The following is a 16680-nucleotide window of genomic DNA, read 5'->3' on the forward strand; positions in this document are numbered from 1 at the left end:
AAATATATTCAGCCTTAAATTCAATTTTAGTCATTCATTTAAAAAAAACCTTCTCCTTAACATTGCTAACCCATTCTTAATTTCATTTGTCTTTTTGTTAAAGTTGTCTTAATCTGATGTAGAAATCCTACCTATAAGTTTGCACAACGAAAACAAACAACAAAAAAAAATGAAAATTTCAAGAAAAAATCTACTATTTCTTTTACTTGTGTTTTGTATGCATTTAGTGAATGCACAAACAAAATCAATCTCTGGAAAAGTCACCGATTCGTCTGGTTTCCCACTTACCGGAACAACAGTTTTAGTTAAAGGATCTAAAAATGCAACTATTGCTGATAGCAATGGAAACTATACTATTAATGTCGAAAAAGGAAAAACAATAGTATTTACTTTTATGGGATTCACAACAAAAGAAGTTTTAATTAGTAATCAAGAAAATCAAAATGTAATACTACAAGATGATTCCATATCACTGGGCGAAGTGGTTGTTACTGCATTAGGAATTAAAAGAGACAAACGTGCACTAGGATATGCTTCACAAGAATTAAAATCGGATGATATTAACAAAGTAAACTCATCTAATTTTGTTTCGAACTTAACAGGGAAAATATCTGGGGTACAAATCACTGGTTCTGGTAACGGAATTACAAGTTCTTCAAGAATAACAATCCGTGGTGATAAATCTTTGAATATTAATAATAACGGGCCTTTATTTATTGTAGATGGTATACCTATCAATAATAATGTATATGGCGTGGGTGGATCTGCAACGACCCAAACTGATTTACCAACTGATTATGGAAATGGTGCTTCGGAAATTAATCAAGAAAATATTGAGAGTGTAAACGTATTAAAAGGAGCAGCTGCATCGGCACTTTATGGTTCCAGAGCCGCAAATGGAGTTATTGTTATCACAACTAAATCCGGTAAGAAAGGAAAAGGACTTGGAGTTTCCATCTCTTCTTCTTTTATGACAAGTGAAGCCTTAAGACTACCTGAAATTCAAGGTGTTTATGGCGCTGGTTCAAAACAAACATATGATCCAGGTGCTGATACTAACTTAGGTCCTCGATTTGACTCTGGTATTTCTCTATTACAAAACGGAAGTCCTGGCTATTCAATAGGACAAGGGCAAGTATTACCGTTTGAATTTAGATACAACCTAAACGACTTTTTTAGAAAAGGAAGTTCTATTTCGAATACTGTATCTATTTCTGGTTCAGATGAAAAAACAAATTTCAGACTGAGCTATGGTAAAACAAATAGCGAAGATATTGTTCCTAATTCTAATTTGAAAAGAGAAAATATAAGCTTAAACCTTAATTATTCTATTTCGGACAAATGGAAATTAAGTACGGTAGCCACTTATACAAAAAGTTCAAGTGATAACACGCCTGTTACGGGTTACGGAAGCCAAGGTATTATGTATAATTTACTTTGGAATCATACTAATGTTGACTTAGACTGGCTTAAAGACTATTGGATTACAAAGGATGTGAAACAAAATAGCATGTTTGGTTGGGGAGATAACCCATTCAAGATTGCTTACGAGAACATCAATGCTTTCAAAAAAGGACGCCTTTTTGGTAATATTTCTTCTACTTATGAAATCAACAATGACTTTTCATTCATGGCTCGTATTGGGATGGATAATTCAAATGATTTTAGATGGTCCAGAAGACCTATTGGTTCTTCAAGATATACTAACGGAATGTATCGCGAACAAACCATTGGGTTTACAGAGTATAATGCCGATATGTTATTGAGTTACGATCATAGTTTTGGTGATTTTTCCGTTAAAATATCTTACGGTGCGAATAGTATGAATCAATACACATCCGAAAGTAAGATTGAAGGGCAAGGAATAAGTATTCCGGGTATCTACAATTTACAGAACATCAATGTGATGCCGATTCAATCGAGAAACATTTACAAAAAGCGTATCAACAGTATGTATAGTTTGGCCAATATTGGATATAAAGATTATCTGTATTTAGACCTTACCGCAAGAAATGACTGGTCATCTACATTACCTGCAAACAACAACTCGTATTTCTATCCATCGGCATCATTGAGTTTTATTCCAACCTCATTATTTGAAATGAATGAAAATATTGATTTCTTAAAACTAAGAGTGAACGCTGCATCAGTAGGAAATGATACTGATCCTTATCGATTAGTAAAAACCTATGACAATGGAGCTTTGGCTGGGACTTTAACCAATCCTAATTCTATTTTAAACAGTAATTTAAAACCTGAAATTGCAACTTCTTATGAGGTGGGTGTTGAAGCTCAGTTTTTCAAAAAAAGAATTACACTTGATGCGAGTTATTATATTACCAACTCTAAGAATCAAATTGTAGGTTTGGATATTTCACAATCAACTGGTTTTAATTCGAATGTAATTAATGCGGGTAAAATTCAAAATAAAGGAATCGAATTAGGTCTAGGAATTACACCTGTTAGAACAAAAGATTTTGAATGGTCGCTTAACGCCAATTTTACTCAAAATCGAGGTACCGTAAAAGAATTGACAGATGGGATTAATAATTATATCATTGCTCAAGGTCCTAATGGTGGTACAATTGAAGCACGTGTAGGTGAACGAATGGGAGATTTATACGGTCGTGGTTATTTAAGAAGTCCTGACAACCAAATTGTATATGACAATACTGGTTCTCCAATTTTAGATACTAAAATTAAAAAAATAGGAAACTACAATCCAGATTGGATGTTGGGTCTAGCTACTAATTTAAAATACAAAAACATCAGTCTTAATGCTTTATTTGATGTAAGACATGGTGGAAAAATCTATTCGATGACCAATGCTATAGGAATGGAAAGTGGCATACTAGCGGTTTCATTACCTGGTAGAGAAACTGGAATCGTTGGAAAAGGAGTGGTACAAAACACAGATGGAACTTACAGCCCAAATACTACTTCAATAAGTGCCGAAAACTGGTATTACTCTAATGCCTTTCGTAGAGATAATATTGAAGCCAATTCATTTGATGCGTCTTATGTAAAACTAAGAGAAGTAAGTTTAAATTATAGATTTTCTGACAAATGGATTAAAGCGGTAAAAATGCAAAACTTAAGCATTGGTTTAGTTGGAAATAATTTAGCACTTTGGACAAAAGTTCCAAACATCGATCCAGAAACTCAAGCGATAAGCGGCGGTACATTATTACCAGGATTTGAAGTTCTACAACTGCCTTCTTCTAGAAACTATGGAATCAAATTAAATGCTTCATTCTAAAAAAATTATCATGAAAAAAATCATATTATTTATACTATTACTAAGTGTCAGTATTTCTTGTACCGATGGATTTGAAGAAATCAACACTAATAAAAACCAACCAACTGTCTCACAACCGAAGCAATTACTTCCCAACGTTATTTTCAATTTAGCAAATAATAATGTTTCAAACTCATTCAACTTTGGAGATATCGTGGCTCAATATGGCGGTAACTACGAGTACAATGAATTAGACATTTACAACTGGGGTGCCGACAACCGTTTTTGGGGAATGTACAAATGGCTTAATGACATCTACGACATTAAAAAGCAAGCAATTCTATTAAACAACAAAAACTATGAAGCGATAAGTCTGGTTCTTGAAACCTACACGATGAGTCTTATTACGGATTCTTATGGTTATGCCCCTTACTCTGAAGCCTCAAAAGGAGAAGAAGGAATTTTAAAACCTAAGTACGATTCTCAAGAAGAAATTTACACCCAATTACTTTTAAACTTAGATAAGGCAAATACTTTAATAGATACAAAAACAAAAGTAGAAGGTGACTTATTGTATGGTGGAGACATGTTGAAATGGAAAAAATTCTGTAATTCATTACACGTAAGGCTTTTGATGCGTATTTCTAATAAAATAAATGTAAGCGTCAAATTAAATGACATTGTTTCAAAACCTGCAGAGTTTCCTTTATTTCAATCCAATGTAGATAATGCTAACTATGTTTACTCGGGAAGTTTTCCTAATATTTCTCCTATGAGTGATGGTATCAATAGACTGTATGGATATAATATTGTAATTCCATCTACTAATTTAGTAAACACGTTAATTACAAATAACGATCCCCGACTAGAAGAATGGATTGATCCAATTGTGGGAACTACTAATCAGTTAGGACTTCAACCTGGTCTTACTTTAGATCAAATTGGAGAACCTACAAAATATTCTAGAAGAGCGGAAGATTATTTTTATACCAAAACAAAAATATCTTCAATATTCATGACGTATAGTGAATTAAACTTTTTATTAGCTGAAGCAAGTCAACGCAATCTTATCACATCTGGATCTGCGAAAACGTATTACGATACTGCTGTAGAAGCTTCTTTCAAACAATGGAATGTAATTATGCCTGCAGATTACTTGACTACAACTGCACCCTATAGTGCAACTACTGAGGTATTATATACTCAAAAATGGTTAGCTTTATACCACACTGGAGTAGAAGCCTGGTTAGACTGGAAAAGAACGGGTAAACCAAGTTTTATTAAAGCAGGCCCTGGTTCAAAAAACAATGGTAAAGTTCCAAGAAGAATCATGTATCCTAGTTTAGAGCAATCAGTAAATGCCGAAAACAATAGTGAGGCATTACAAAAAATGGGTGGAGATGATATCAATGCAAAAGTATGGTGGGATAATTTTTAATCAAAAAAACGTAAACATGAAAAAAATATTTTTAATTCTACTACTTTTTAGTGCTGTAATTACTCATGCACAAAAAGCTGAAAATATCATCATTATCACAACAGATGGTTTTAGATGGCAAGAAGCTTTTAAAGGAATGGATGAAACATTAGCAAGAGACAAAAAATTCAACCAAGCAGATAGCGCCTATGTTTATAAAAAATATTGGGCTGACAACATCAATGAACGCAGAGAAAAGCTAATGCCTTTTATGTGGTCAGTACTTGCCAAAAAAGGACAAATTTATGGTAATAGAACACTTGGCAATAAAGTAAACAATGCCAACCCTTACTGGTTTAGTTATCCTGGTTATAACGAGATCATGACGGGATATGCTGATACTTTGATTAACTCTAATCACTACCCTGCAAATCCTAATATTACTATTTTAGAATATTTAAACAAGCAACCCAAAATAAAAGGGAGAGTTGCTGCTTTTGGTGCTTGGGATGCTTTTGATAATATTCTGAACGAAAAAAGAGCTGGTTTTCCTGTAATATCTGCATTTGACAAAGTGGGTGGTAAAAATCCAACGGAGAAACAAAAACTGATTAATGCTATGTTGGCAGACTCTTTCAAACCTTTTCATGAAGAAGAATGTTTAGATGTATTTACACATTATGGCGCATTGGAAGAATTAAAAACAAACAAGCCACGTGTCTTATATATTTCTTATGGAGAAACTGATGAGTGGGCACATGCCGGTTTTTACCGTTCTTATTTAGATGCAGCTCATCAAGTAGATGCTTGGATAAAAGAGATTTGGGACTTTGTTCAAAATGATCCGCAGTACAAAGATAAAACTGCTTTGTTTTTCACTACTGATCATGGTCGTGGTGATATCACTAAATCAGAATGGACAAGTCATGGTCCAAAAATTAAAGACGCTTCTGAAATATGGTTTGCCACTATGGGACCGCAAATTGAAGCAAAAGGGGAAATGAAAAATGAAAACCAATTGTACCAAAACCAATTTGCACAAACAATGGCAAAAATTATGGGCTATACGTTTGAAGCCAACCATCCAATCGCAAAAGAAATACCTGGAGTAGTAAAATAATCACTTCTTAATATTGACAAAAAAAGGGTTTGACATAAGTCAAACCCTTTTTCAATTTCTAAAATATTTATTTATATTTAAATAAAACTACACTTCTTTATTGGCAAGTTGCCCACAAGCAGCATCTATATCTTTACCTCTACTTCTACGAACTTTAACTACAATCCCACTTGCTTCTAATGCTTTTATGTAAGCATTAGTCGCTTCTTCTGAGGCTTGTTGAAATTCTCCGTCATCAATCGGGTTGTATTCGATCAAGTTTACTTTACAAGGTACGTATTTACAAAATTTAACTAAAGCATCTATTGATTCCTTATTATCATTGATATCCTTCCAAACTACGTATTCGTAAGAGATCTTTGATTTGGTTTTTCGATACCAATATTCTAATGATTCACGCAAATCTGCCAAAGGAAAATTAGCACTAAAAGGCATTATTCGAGCACGAATTTCATCAATAGCTGAATGCAGGGAAACGGCCAATTTAAATTTCACATCATCATCAGCTAATTTTTTTATCATTTTAGGAACTCCTGATGTGGAAACCATAATTCGCTTGGGTGACATTCCTAATCCCTCCTCGGATGTGATCATTTCAATAGCTTTCAATACATTATTGTAATTCATTAATGGTTCTCCCATTCCCATGAAAACAATATTAGAAAGAGGATGATTATGATACAAACGACTTTCTCTATCTATGGCCAAAACCTGATCATATATTTCAGCAGGTTCTAAGTTTCGCATCCTTTTTAATCGCGCTGTAGCGCAAAAATTACAATCTAAACTACAACCTACTTGGCTAGAAACACAAGCTGTTGTTCTGGTATTGGTAGGAATTAAAACAGATTCTACTACTAAACCATCATGTAAACGGACGGCATTTTTTACCGTGCCGTCTTCAGAACGTTGCATTGTATCTACCTTTATGTGATTGATTACAAAGTAGCTTTCTAACATCGCACGCGTTTCTTTAGAGATATTAGTCATATCCTCAAAACTGTGCGCCCCTTTATTCCACAACCACTCATATACTTGATTACCACGAAAAGCTTTGTCGCCACTGGTTACAAAAAAATCTCGTAATTCTTCTTTGGATACTGCCCGTATGTCTTTTTTCTCAATTTGCATGCTGCAAATTTAATGACTATTTATTGTATTAAATAATTATCCACACAAATTCAGCTTTTCAAGCTGTTTCTATTGCTGTTTTTAAAATAAAATTATTTCAAAAAAACATCAAAGATATCGATATAGTACTACTGTTTTTTAATAAACCCTTAACCACTGATATTTATCATGTATTGCTCTTCTACTTCGGTATAAATTTGTCTCATAATTAATACAAAAAATGGAATTTACAAACCATCATTAACTTAATAAATAACAGCATGAAATCAACAACACTTAAATCGGCTTTTTTAGCAATCACTTTATTGGGAATAATATGGTCTTCAAATGCGCAAAAAAACTATGAGTTAAATAAAAAACAAACTTTTTCTGTACTGGGAACTTCAACATTACATGACTGGGAAATGGAATCAAGCACAGCTACTGGTACTGCAAATATTACTATTACCAATTCTAAATTAGAAGCCATTAATGGAATAACAATAAATCTAAAATCGGAAAGTATAAAAAGTGGCAAAGGCGCTATGGACAAAATAGCATACAAAACCTTAAACACAAATAAATTCAAAACCATTAAATATGTTTTAAAAACTGCTGAAAAGGTAAATGAAACAACTTGGGATTTAATTGGAACATTTAGTATTGCTGGCGTTAGCAAAGAATTCAAAACACAAGTACAAACAACAATAAGTAACGGTTTCGTTACTATACAGGGATCGAACAAAATTACATTTGATGAATTTGGCATGACCCCACCAACTGCATTATTTGGAACTATTAAAACCGGAAAAGAACTTACACTAAAATTCAATATTAACTTTAATTAAAGCAATCATGAAAATAATTTATCTTTTAGCTGCTGTCGTATTAAGTTTGACAACAGTAACTGCACAAAATAGTTTTGGACAAATTCAAAATACGATTCCACGTGATCAAAATGGAATAAATCAATTTGACGTAAAAAAAGACAGCGTAGCATATAAAGGAATTAGCGTTGATCTTGGAGCTGCATTTGCTTTGCAATTTCAAGTAGTAAAATCCTTTAATGACCAATCCAATTTACCTGCTCCTATTACCGGTTACAGATTAAATAATCTAGGAAATAATTTTAATTTACCTACAGCGAATATGATTATTGGAGCGCAATTATACGATGGTGTGCGAGTAAATTTAGAACTCTATTTGGCCGCGAGACACCACAATGAGACATGGGTAAAAGGAGGTTATTTACAAATTGATAAATTAGATTTTATCAAAAAAGACTTCTTAGCTGATTTTATGAAATATGCAACCATCAAAATCGGGCAAATGGAAAACAACTATGGTGATGCCCATTTTAGAAGATCTGACAATGGAAATACATTGGCCAACCCTTTTATTGGAAATAACATTATGGATGCTTTCACTACAGAAATGGGTGCTGAATTTTATTACAACAGAAACGGTTTTGTAAGTATGATCGGTGTTACCAACTCAAAACTAAATCAAAATGTAAAAGAAATAGTTGCAAGTTCACCTACTCAAAACACAACTATTAGCCCCACTATTTTAGCAAAAATAGGATTTGACAAACAAATTGATTCTGATTTAAGAGTACGATTAACTGGGTCTTTATATCATGTTTCAAATATAAGTGGAAACTTATATGGATCTGATAGAGCAGGTAGCCGCTTTTATGGTGTTATGTCTCATGCGGCATACACAGGAGTTTCTGGAGAAGTAGCTGACAACTTTGATCCTGCAGCAAACAAAGATACTGGCAGATTCAATCCTGGATATGGCAACTGGGCAACTTCATACATGATAAACCCTTTTATAAAATACAAAGGCCTTGAATTCTTTGGAACATTAGAATTCTCTTCTGGAGGAGATGCAAAAGGAAATGACGATAAAAGAACTGTTAACCAATATGTAGGTGATGTATTGTACCGATTTGGAAAAAACGAAAACCTTTATGTTGGAGCCAAATATAATTTAGTTACAGGAAAACTAAAAAATGCCGATGCAAATGCCGTTACAGTAAATAGATTAGAAACTGGACTAGGTTGGTTTATGACTAAAAACATATTGACTAAAGTAGTTTATGTAGATCAAAATTATAAAGATTTTAGTCAATTTACAGCAGGAAATCCTAATGATTTATATGGAGGAAACTTTAATGGAGTCCTATTTGAAGCCGTAATTACATTTTAATATAATGAAAAAAAGAATTGCAATAGGTATAATGGGTTTAGCACTTTTCACACTCTTAGGAGGTGCTAAGTCCACTGTTGCACTAAAAAATGCAACACTGATAATAAATAGAATTGAAATAAAAATTAGCGGAACTTCAAACGTGGGAAAATACCATTGTACCAATACTTTTTATATAAATGACACTATCAATTTGAACTTAAACAAGAAAAACTCTATAAATGCAGATATCCCAATGCTAAACTTTGATTGTGGTAATAAAATCATGACTAAAGATTTACGAAGCACTGTAAAATGCAAAGAATTCCCAAACAGCCATGTTACAATAACAGACATCAAAGCTTACAAGTCCGATTACAAATGCAACCTTACTTTTTTAATAACAGATAAAAAACTGAATTACAAAGACTTTATACTATATAAAGAAGATGACAAAATTCATGGCACTATCAATATCAATTTTTCAGATATTGACCTTGATCCGCCAGTAAAAATGGCTGGTCTTGTAAAAGTAAGAGACCAGGTTGTTATTGATTTTAGTTTATACAATAATTGATTTCTAACACAAAAAGCTTCCTTTAAATTTACTTTTAAACTTCTTTTATTCCCATTTTTTGATTTGTAACTTTGCATCAATTAAAAAAGTCAAAAATGCATTTCATCTCACAAGAATTAGAAGATTATATTGAACAACATTCTGAAAAAGAACCTGCTTTACTAGCCGCTTTAAATAAAGAAACGTATCAAAAAATTCTTTTACCACGCATGTTAAGCGGTCATTTTCAAGGGCGTGTTTTGAGTATGTTAGCCAAATTGATTCGTCCTGTGAATATCCTTGAAATTGGTACCTACACGGGATACTCTGCTTTGTGTTTATGTGAAGGAATGCAAGAAGGTGGTGTATTACACACCATTGACATTAAGGAAGAACTGATCGATTTTCAGCGAAAACATTTTGACAAATCACCTTGGGGAAAACAAATTGTACAACATTTAGGTGAAGCTACTGCTATCATACCAAATCTTGACGTAAAATTTGATTTGGTTTTTATTGACGCAGACAAAGAGAACTACATTAACTATTTTGAGCTGATTGTTCCAAAAATGAATAAAGGCGGTATTATTTTATCGGATAATGTATTATGGAGCGGAAAAGTCTTGGAACCCTTAAACCCAAAAGACATTAGCACTAAAGTACTTTTGGAGTATAATGCCTTATTAAAAAATGACCCTAGAGTAGAAACTGTTTTGCTACCCATACGTGATGGACTGACTGTAAGTAGAGTACTTTAATTATTTTATCGTTTCCTCAGATTTTCTAGCCCAGATGGAAATGAAAATCCTTATGGTATAAAAATGAAATTTTTCTAAACAAAAAAGAGCGACCAACGGAAGCTCCTTTATTGTTATTGAAAAATCATTTTTACCAGAAGATTGAAATGTACCGCTGGAAATAGCTTTTTAAAATTAAACTGGAAAATATTTTTTTTGTGCTTTCTTATAAAGAATAGAAAATAGATATCCTGAAAATATCCCGAATACATACCCACAAAAAATATCTAGCGGATAATGCAATCCTAAATAAATACGACTATAGGCAAAAATTAATGGCCACAAAAACAATAGAATAAAATAGAAAGAATATTTACGTAATGTGAAGTATAAAAATGAGGCTACTGCCATACTATTAGCTGCATGACCTGAAAAGAAACTATAGGAATTACTTTTCTTAACGACTCTTATTATGGTATTTATTTCTGGATTATTACACGGTCGAAGTCTTTGAAATCCGTTTTTAAACAAGTTCGTAATTTGGTCCGTAAACGTTAATAAAATAGCAATAAATAGCAGTAAATACAAGGTTTTTTTTGTTCCTAATTTTTTAAAAATCACATACAATAACAATAAGAATAAAGGCAACCAATTGAGTTGATTTGTTATAATCAACCAAAGTCCATCATATTGCGTAGAACCCAAACTATTTAAGTAAACAAGTAATTGGGTATCTAAAGAAAGTATTTTTTCCAACATTATTTTTGACGTTTTACTGGTCCTGTAATGTCTTCAATATCTTCTTTTACCTTATTTGCTTGCACAACTGAATCTCCTAAAAGATCTGTTTTCACCTTATTTGCCTGAGCGACACTATCACCCATAAGATCTTCTTTTACTTTATTAATATGAGAGTTTATATCTCCTGTCAATTCAGACAATGATTTTGTATCCAAACCATTGGCCTCAACCCCTTTTTGGATTTCACTTTTGATATCATTTGTCGCATTTTTTAATTGCGCCATTGCTTTACCCATAGTACGAGCCATTTCTGGAACTTTATCTGATCCAAAAAGCATTAGCACTATAAACATAATAAAAACTAACTCTCCTCCTCCTATTCCAAACATATTTTTTCTATTTTAATATTGCAAATATACCAATTTTTGATTCCGCCTCTTTTAAATTTTTCATAAAAAAAAAGACTCAAAATTGAGTCTTTTTTTTATATGAAAGTTGAACTTAATCAAATTTAGATTTTATCTCTTCTTTTGGCCAAGTGTTATTAGTCACATCAATATCTGCTGTTTCTAATTTTGGGTCAATTTGAATTTTTTTGATTGCTTTTTCAGTAGCATATACTTTCTTAGCGGTATCATTGTTCTTTCTCCAAATTTGAGCTGGATACTTATAATTATCTACCGTTCCATCTTCATAAGTAATTTCAACAAGAATCGGCATTATTAATCCTCCTGGCTTATTGAACTCTACTTCGTAAAAATACTTTGGAGATTTTAAAGTTCCTTTCTCTTCTGCTGTAAGCGTGCTCACATAATCAGAAAGTAATTTTACATCTTCTACTTTTAATGCTTTCTTTTGGTTTGATTTTAATGCTACATTGTTTTCTTCAATTAAATAAACAAATGGACCAGCATCTACACCAAAACGTCCTTTTCTTACTTTAGCATTTTTAAGTTCAGCCGAAGGTGTCTCCGATACATAATATTGCTTTACTTCATTGATACCTATATCTACAAAATCAGTGGAGTAAAACCACCCTCTAAAGAACCAGTCTAAATCAACTGCAGATGCATCTTCCATTGTTCTAAAGAAATCTTCTGGAGTAGGATGTTTGAATTTCCAACGGTTTGCGTATACTTTGAAAGCATAATCAAACAATTCTCTACCCATAATTGTTTCTCTAAGAATATTTAATGCAGTTGCCGGTTTTCCGTAAGCGTTATTTCCAAATTGAATAATGCTTTCTGAATTTGACATAATAGGCTCTAAAAACTTTTGATCTCCACTCATATATGGAATAATATTTTTAGCAGGACCTCTTCTTGATGGGAAATTTGTCTCTAATTCTTGTTCGGCCATGAATTCCATAAATGAATTTAAACCTTCATCCATCCAAGTCCATTGGCGTTCATCAGAATTTACAATCATTGGGAAAAAGTTATGTCCCACTTCATGAATTACTACACCCATCATTCCGTTCTTTGTTTGCTCGCTTGTTACTCCTTTTTCATCAGGACGACCAAAATTCCAACAAATCATTGGGTATTCCATTCCTTGATCTTCTGCTGAAACAGATACCGCTTTTGGATAAGGATAATCAAAAGTGTGGGAAGAGTAACTTTTTAAAGTATGAGCTACTGTTATTGTTGACGTTTCTCCCCAAAGTGGATTAGCCTCTTTAGGGTAGATTGAAACTGCCATCGCTGTTTTAGTACTCAATTGTACCGCCATTGCGTCAAGAATAAACTTTCTTGAAGTTGCTATACCAAAATCTCTAACGTTTTTTGCGCTAAATTTCCATGTTTTTTTCTTAGTTGAAAACCCTTTTTCGGCTGCTTCTGCTTCCGCTTGAGTTACGATAACAACTGGTTTATCAAATGTTTTTTGTGCCAATTCCCATCTTTTTACTTGAGCTGGAGTAAACACTTCACTTCTATTTGTCAATTCTCCTGTTGCTTCCATAACATGATCAGCAGGAACTGTAATATTTACATCAAAATTTCCAAATGGCAAAGCAAATTCTCCGCTTCCCCAAAATTGCATATTTTGCCATCCTTCAACATCATTATACACTGCCATTCTAGGGTAGAATTGTGCTATTACATATAATCTATTGCCTTCTTTTTCGAATAATTCATATCCTGAACGACCCCCTTCTTTTTGATAATTATTGATGTTATACCACCATTTTACTGAAAAAGAAATTGACGTACCCGGTTTCATTGGTGAAGCCAAATCAATTCTCATCATGGTATGATTAATATTGTACGTCATTGAATTCCCTTTGGAATCCTTAACATATTCAATATTAAATCCACGTTCTAAATCTTTTTTCAAAAATTTATCAGCAAAATTTGAAGCAGGAAAAGTTTGTGTTATTTTTTCACTCTCAGCCAATGGAGATTCAGAATCTTTAGCAGCTTGATTTTGATCTAATTGTACCCATAAATAATCTAAATTATCAGGAGAATTATTAAAGTAAGTAATGGTTTCAGAACCCATTAACTTAGCATTTTTATCATCTAATTCTATGTCAATTTTATAATCAGCTTGTTGCTGATAATACGCTGGACCAGGAGCACCAGCTGCATTTCTAAACATATTGGGCGTTGCCAATAAGTCATACATTTGACTGAATTTGTTGGTGTCGTATTTGCCTGTTTGTTTAGGAGTTACGGTTGTCGTTTTTTCTTGTGCAAAAATAAGAGCTGGAAGAAAAAGGAGTAAAGAAATTTTTTTCATAAATAAAACGCTAGTAGTTTCAGTTCGTGAAAATAATAATTTTTAACAAAAAACCGTCCTTTAATCAGTATTTTAACATTCCATTCCTTGAAGATTCTGTAAAAAGAATGCTGTTTTTAGTTCCAAGCACCGTAATATGTGTAATGTTTTGCTGTTCAGAGCTCCAATCCATCAAAACAGAATTATAAATTTCAAGTGTACTGATTTTTGAAATTCCTTTGATATTAGAATAACAAATCAACACATCGTCTTCCATTTCTTTACTTAAAAAATTCATTGGTTTAGATTGCCCATTGACTTTAACCGAGAAATTCTCCCCAAGGTATTTTTTAAACAACTCTAGTTCTTCAGGTGTCTCTTGATTAGTCCCAATATGGAAGTGTTGCTTTTTGTATTTTTTCTCCAATGTCTTATTTAAATCATCAAGAAAAATACGAGAAGTAATTTGTAACATTTTCTTTTCGGGTGCATAATTAATCTGATAGATACCCATATAAAATTTATGAGCAGCAAAAGACGACAAAGTCAATATTAAAAATCCAATAAAAAGGTATAAAGTTCTTTTTTTCATTTTCCAAAAGTAGCAATTCTTTTAAACTCTTTGTTTTTAGTAATCAAAAAATCCATTAACATGAATCTGTCTTCCGGTTTCAAATACTTCTTCGAAGCAGCATCATTCGAACAATAAAGCAAGAACAATTCCACCTCATCCTCTTTTAAACTTAAATCTTTAGAGAAAAAAGAGGGACTAAAATTAACTTTTACATATTCTGAGAAAGCAACATCTGAAATAAAATCTTCTTTAACTTCCTCTTTTTTTCTTAGGATTTTTTTAAAATCTTTAAAAATACGAACAAAATCCATTCCATTCTCTATAGTCCCATCTGCTGGCATTAATCGGTTTTTAGGCGATGATTTCTCATCATCAAAAAACTTTTTATCTACAAATCGCTGTGACCCGCCACCTAAACTATTTACTTTTAACCCATTAGAAACAACTACTTCTTTCAATTCATTATTTACTAAATCCATTTGCACTAAGAAGAGTCGTTCTTGACAGTTTTTTTCAGTCAATACAATTTTTTTAGACTGAAAGGCCAAGCTTGAGAATAACAAAGTATCTTTTGGCTTCGCCAAAATATCAAACAAACCATTAGCATTAATAAAAGTCCGTGTTTGTGAGTTAATGTTTAACACATACCCACTTTCTAAAGTTAACGAGTCGTTTACTACCTGTCCATGTAACGGTTTTCTAGTTTCATTTTGCGCAAAGCAAACCTGAAAAAATAATACTGAAAAGATTACCCCTATTTTAGTTTTCATCGGTTATAATTTTATTATATTTTTCTGCTAAAGTAATAATCAAAAACATAGATAATGTTTTATTTTTAGACTTCAGTGCCGCTGCAAAATCGGTGTTTTCAACACAATAATATTGAAATCCTTTAATGTATTCTTCAGGAATTTTTAAAGTCTCTATATAATATTTATCTTCAAATAGATACTCTAGTTTATTCATGAGTTGCTCCTTATATTCTACTGCAACTTCTTTTTTTAGCATTGCAGTTCTTCCAGACATCCAGTTTAAAGGCCTATCTAACAATCCCGATCTTGAGGTGTATAATTTTCTTTCGGCAGGGGTATATTTTTTTTGCCCTTCAGGAATTATTCCAAGATTTTCGGCATTGATTTGTGAGTTTTCATTTACCACAACCTCTTTTAACGGAATACTATTGGCTAGCATTTTAACACTTACATTTTCTTTTAAAATGTCCTCTTTAGATATCCTTCTACGTAAAGTTACGAGATTTACAGCAGAAAAAGCTAAAAGATCCCCTTCTTTTACAAAAAGATGAAACACACCATCTTTATTAGAAGAGGTCGCTCTATCCGTTGTTAGATTGACAATATTTATCCCTTCAACCGAAGTCGAATCTGCAGTAATTAGGCCGTGAATTTTTTTTTCATTGGAAACTTGACCAAAAATAATTTGAGTAAACAAACAGATAAAAAATAAGAAAGTATTATTCGTTCTCACAGGCAATTATTTCTTTATACTTTGATGCTAGTTCTCCTAATAAAAATTCAATGGTTGTTTTATTTTTTTGATCTAGAATTTTGGTGAATTTATCGTTGTCAACTGCATAATATTGAAAGCCTTTTACATATAATAAAGGTATTTGAAACTTTCCTACATATTGATCCAAATCAAACATTTCATCCAGCATTACTAAATAAGCTTCTTTTTTCTCTACTTCAAGTTCTTTCTTAAGCATTGCAGTCCTTCCGGAAAGGAAGTTTAACAAGGGATCTGCAGAAATTGAGCCTCCAGCCATACCACTTAGACTAGCACTAGGATTGAGACCTGTTGCTGTTGCTAATTTACGTTCTGCTTCTGTATACGATCTTTGATTTTCAGGAATAATACCCAAGGACCTCGAATTGATATTATTGTATCTTTTAATCACAACTTCGTTTAATTGATTCATAACTGGAACCATCTTAACAAAGAAAAGTCTTTTATTAAAATCATCTTTAGTTAAAGCAATTTTCAATCCTTTATACTGAATCGAAGAAAACATTAAAGTATCTCCTACAATCGCTTTAATGAAAAAATAACCTTGTTGATCCGTAATTACAGCTTTTTCTGTTTTTAAATTTATAACATAAATCCCTTCCAAATTAGACATATCTGCATTTACCTTTCCATTCAATTCGGTAGAAACAGATTCTTGAGCCAGACCAGCTGTTGCAAATAAAACAAAAAAGATACATCCTAATTTATTCATTGTATTTGTAATAACCATAATTATTGATAAGTTGTAA

15 protein-coding genes are annotated in these 16680 nt (G+C 32.5%); 7 read left to right on the forward strand and 8 right to left on the reverse strand.

Translation table 11 applies throughout. The features are described 5' to 3' along the window. Positions 1-169: 169 nt before the first annotated feature. Genes AB3G33_RS00975 through AB3G33_RS00985 form a run of 3 tightly spaced genes read left to right on the forward strand, consistent with a single transcriptional unit; the run spans position 170 to position 5775 of the window. Positions 170-3259 (forward strand): SusC/RagA family TonB-linked outer membrane protein, encoded by a 3090-nt coding sequence (locus AB3G33_RS00975; protein ID WP_367771968.1) that lies wholly within the window; start codon positions 170-172, stop codon positions 3257-3259. Positions 3260-3269: 10 nt separating this feature from the next. Beyond that, complete coding sequence (locus AB3G33_RS00980) at positions 3270-4676, forward strand: SusD/RagB family nutrient-binding outer membrane lipoprotein (protein WP_367771970.1); 1407 nt, start codon at positions 3270-3272, stop codon at positions 4674-4676. A gap of 16 nt (positions 4677-4692) precedes the next feature. Next, positions 4693-5775, forward strand: coding sequence for an alkaline phosphatase family protein (locus AB3G33_RS00985; protein WP_367771972.1), 1083 nt, complete (start codon positions 4693-4695; stop codon positions 5773-5775). An 87-nt stretch (positions 5776-5862) separates the two neighbouring features. Here AB3G33_RS00985 and rlmN read toward each other — a convergent pair whose 3' ends face one another. Beyond that, positions 5863-6906 carry a 23S rRNA (adenine(2503)-C(2))-methyltransferase RlmN gene (rlmN, locus tag AB3G33_RS00990; protein WP_367771973.1) on the reverse strand — a complete coding sequence of 348 codons (1044 nt, stop codon included), beginning with the start codon at positions 6904-6906 and terminating at the stop codon, positions 5863-5865. A 260-nt stretch (positions 6907-7166) separates the two neighbouring features. Here rlmN and AB3G33_RS00995 point away from each other — a divergent pair, with 260 nt between their 5' ends. The 4 genes from AB3G33_RS00995 to AB3G33_RS01010 all read left to right on the forward strand — a co-directional run bounded on the left by AB3G33_RS00995 (position 7167) and on the right by AB3G33_RS01010 (position 10392). After that, positions 7167-7733: a YceI family protein gene (locus tag AB3G33_RS00995; protein ID WP_367771974.1), complete on the forward strand. Its 567-nt coding sequence runs from the start codon at positions 7167-7169 to the stop codon at positions 7731-7733. A gap of 7 nt (positions 7734-7740) precedes the next feature. Further along, a complete protein-coding gene (locus AB3G33_RS01000) occupies positions 7741-9099 on the forward strand; it encodes a hypothetical protein (RefSeq protein ID WP_367771976.1) in 1359 nt (452 codons plus the stop codon). 4 nt (positions 9100-9103) lie between these two features. Beyond that, positions 9104-9655, forward strand: a complete 552-nt coding sequence (locus tag AB3G33_RS01005) for a YceI family protein (RefSeq protein ID WP_367771978.1) — start codon at positions 9104-9106, stop codon at positions 9653-9655. 95 nt (positions 9656-9750) lie between these two features. Continuing rightward, a complete protein-coding gene (locus AB3G33_RS01010; RefSeq protein WP_367771980.1) occupies positions 9751-10392 on the forward strand; it encodes an O-methyltransferase in 642 nt (213 codons plus the stop codon). Positions 10393-10566: 174 nt separating this feature from the next. Here the strand turns inward: AB3G33_RS01010 and AB3G33_RS01015 are convergent, their stop codons facing one another. From AB3G33_RS01015 to AB3G33_RS01045, 7 genes are all read right to left on the reverse strand, one after another. Continuing rightward, complete coding sequence (locus AB3G33_RS01015; protein ID WP_367771982.1) at positions 10567-11130, reverse strand: phosphatase PAP2 family protein; 564 nt, start codon at positions 11128-11130, stop codon at positions 10567-10569. Next, the gene (locus AB3G33_RS01020; protein ID WP_367771984.1) at positions 11130-11501 is read right to left on the reverse strand and encodes a twin-arginine translocase TatA/TatE family subunit; all 372 of its coding nucleotides are present in this window, start codon (positions 11499-11501) and stop codon (positions 11130-11132) included. The genes AB3G33_RS01015 and AB3G33_RS01020 overlap by 1 nt, the downstream gene beginning before the upstream one ends. A gap of 112 nt (positions 11502-11613) precedes the next feature. Beyond that, positions 11614-13854, reverse strand: coding sequence for a M1 family metallopeptidase (locus AB3G33_RS01025; RefSeq protein ID WP_367771986.1), 2241 nt, complete (start codon positions 13852-13854; stop codon positions 11614-11616). Positions 13855-13918: 64 nt separating this feature from the next. Then, positions 13919-14425: a DUF6702 family protein gene (locus tag AB3G33_RS01030; RefSeq protein ID WP_367771988.1), complete on the reverse strand. Its 507-nt coding sequence runs from the start codon at positions 14423-14425 to the stop codon at positions 13919-13921. Next, the gene (locus AB3G33_RS01035) at positions 14422-15177 is read right to left on the reverse strand and encodes a hypothetical protein (protein ID WP_367771990.1); all 756 of its coding nucleotides are present in this window, start codon (positions 15175-15177) and stop codon (positions 14422-14424) included. The genes AB3G33_RS01030 and AB3G33_RS01035 overlap by 4 nt, the downstream gene beginning before the upstream one ends. Then, positions 15167-15892, reverse strand: a complete 726-nt coding sequence (locus tag AB3G33_RS01040) for a hypothetical protein (protein ID WP_367771992.1) — start codon at positions 15890-15892, stop codon at positions 15167-15169. Before AB3G33_RS01040 ends, AB3G33_RS01035 begins: the two co-directional genes overlap by 11 nt. Next, positions 15879-16643 (reverse strand): hypothetical protein, encoded by a 765-nt coding sequence (locus AB3G33_RS01045; RefSeq protein ID WP_367771994.1) that lies wholly within the window; start codon positions 16641-16643, stop codon positions 15879-15881. Before AB3G33_RS01045 ends, AB3G33_RS01040 begins: the two co-directional genes overlap by 14 nt. Positions 16644-16680: the final 37 nt, after the last annotated feature.

It is taken from the genome of Flavobacterium sp. WC2421 (assembly GCF_040822115.1).
In the GTDB taxonomy this organism is placed as follows: Bacteria; Bacteroidota; Bacteroidia; order Flavobacteriales; family Flavobacteriaceae; genus Flavobacterium.

Coding starts and splice junctions, on each gene's coding strand:
- AB3G33_RS00975 (WP_367771968.1), top strand. CDS start 170: ATGAAAATTTCAAGAAAAAATCTACTATTTCTTTTACTTGTGTTTTGT.
- AB3G33_RS00980 (WP_367771970.1), top strand. CDS start 3,270: ATGAAAAAAATCATATTATTTATACTATTACTAAGTGTCAGTATTTCT.
- AB3G33_RS00985 (WP_367771972.1), top strand. CDS start 4,693: ATGAAAAAAATATTTTTAATTCTACTACTTTTTAGTGCTGTAATTACT.
- rlmN (WP_367771973.1), bottom strand. CDS start 6,906: ATGCAAATTGAGAAAAAAGACATACGGGCAGTATCCAAAGAAGAATTA.
- AB3G33_RS00995 (WP_367771974.1), top strand. CDS start 7,167: ATGAAATCAACAACACTTAAATCGGCTTTTTTAGCAATCACTTTATTG.
- AB3G33_RS01000 (WP_367771976.1), top strand. CDS start 7,741: ATGAAAATAATTTATCTTTTAGCTGCTGTCGTATTAAGTTTGACAACA.
- AB3G33_RS01005 (WP_367771978.1), top strand. CDS start 9,104: ATGAAAAAAAGAATTGCAATAGGTATAATGGGTTTAGCACTTTTCACA.
- AB3G33_RS01010 (WP_367771980.1), top strand. CDS start 9,751: ATGCATTTCATCTCACAAGAATTAGAAGATTATATTGAACAACATTCT.
- AB3G33_RS01015 (WP_367771982.1), bottom strand. CDS start 11,130: ATGTTGGAAAAAATACTTTCTTTAGATACCCAATTACTTGTTTACTTA.
- AB3G33_RS01020 (WP_367771984.1), bottom strand. CDS start 11,501: ATGTTTGGAATAGGAGGAGGAGAGTTAGTTTTTATTATGTTTATAGTG.
- AB3G33_RS01025 (WP_367771986.1), bottom strand. CDS start 13,854: ATGAAAAAAATTTCTTTACTCCTTTTTCTTCCAGCTCTTATTTTTGCA.
- AB3G33_RS01030 (WP_367771988.1), bottom strand. CDS start 14,425: ATGAAAAAAAGAACTTTATACCTTTTTATTGGATTTTTAATATTGACT.
- AB3G33_RS01035 (WP_367771990.1), bottom strand. CDS start 15,177: ATGAAAACTAAAATAGGGGTAATCTTTTCAGTATTATTTTTTCAGGTT.
- AB3G33_RS01045 (WP_367771994.1), bottom strand. CDS start 16,643: ATGAATAAATTAGGATGTATCTTTTTTGTTTTATTTGCAACAGCTGGT.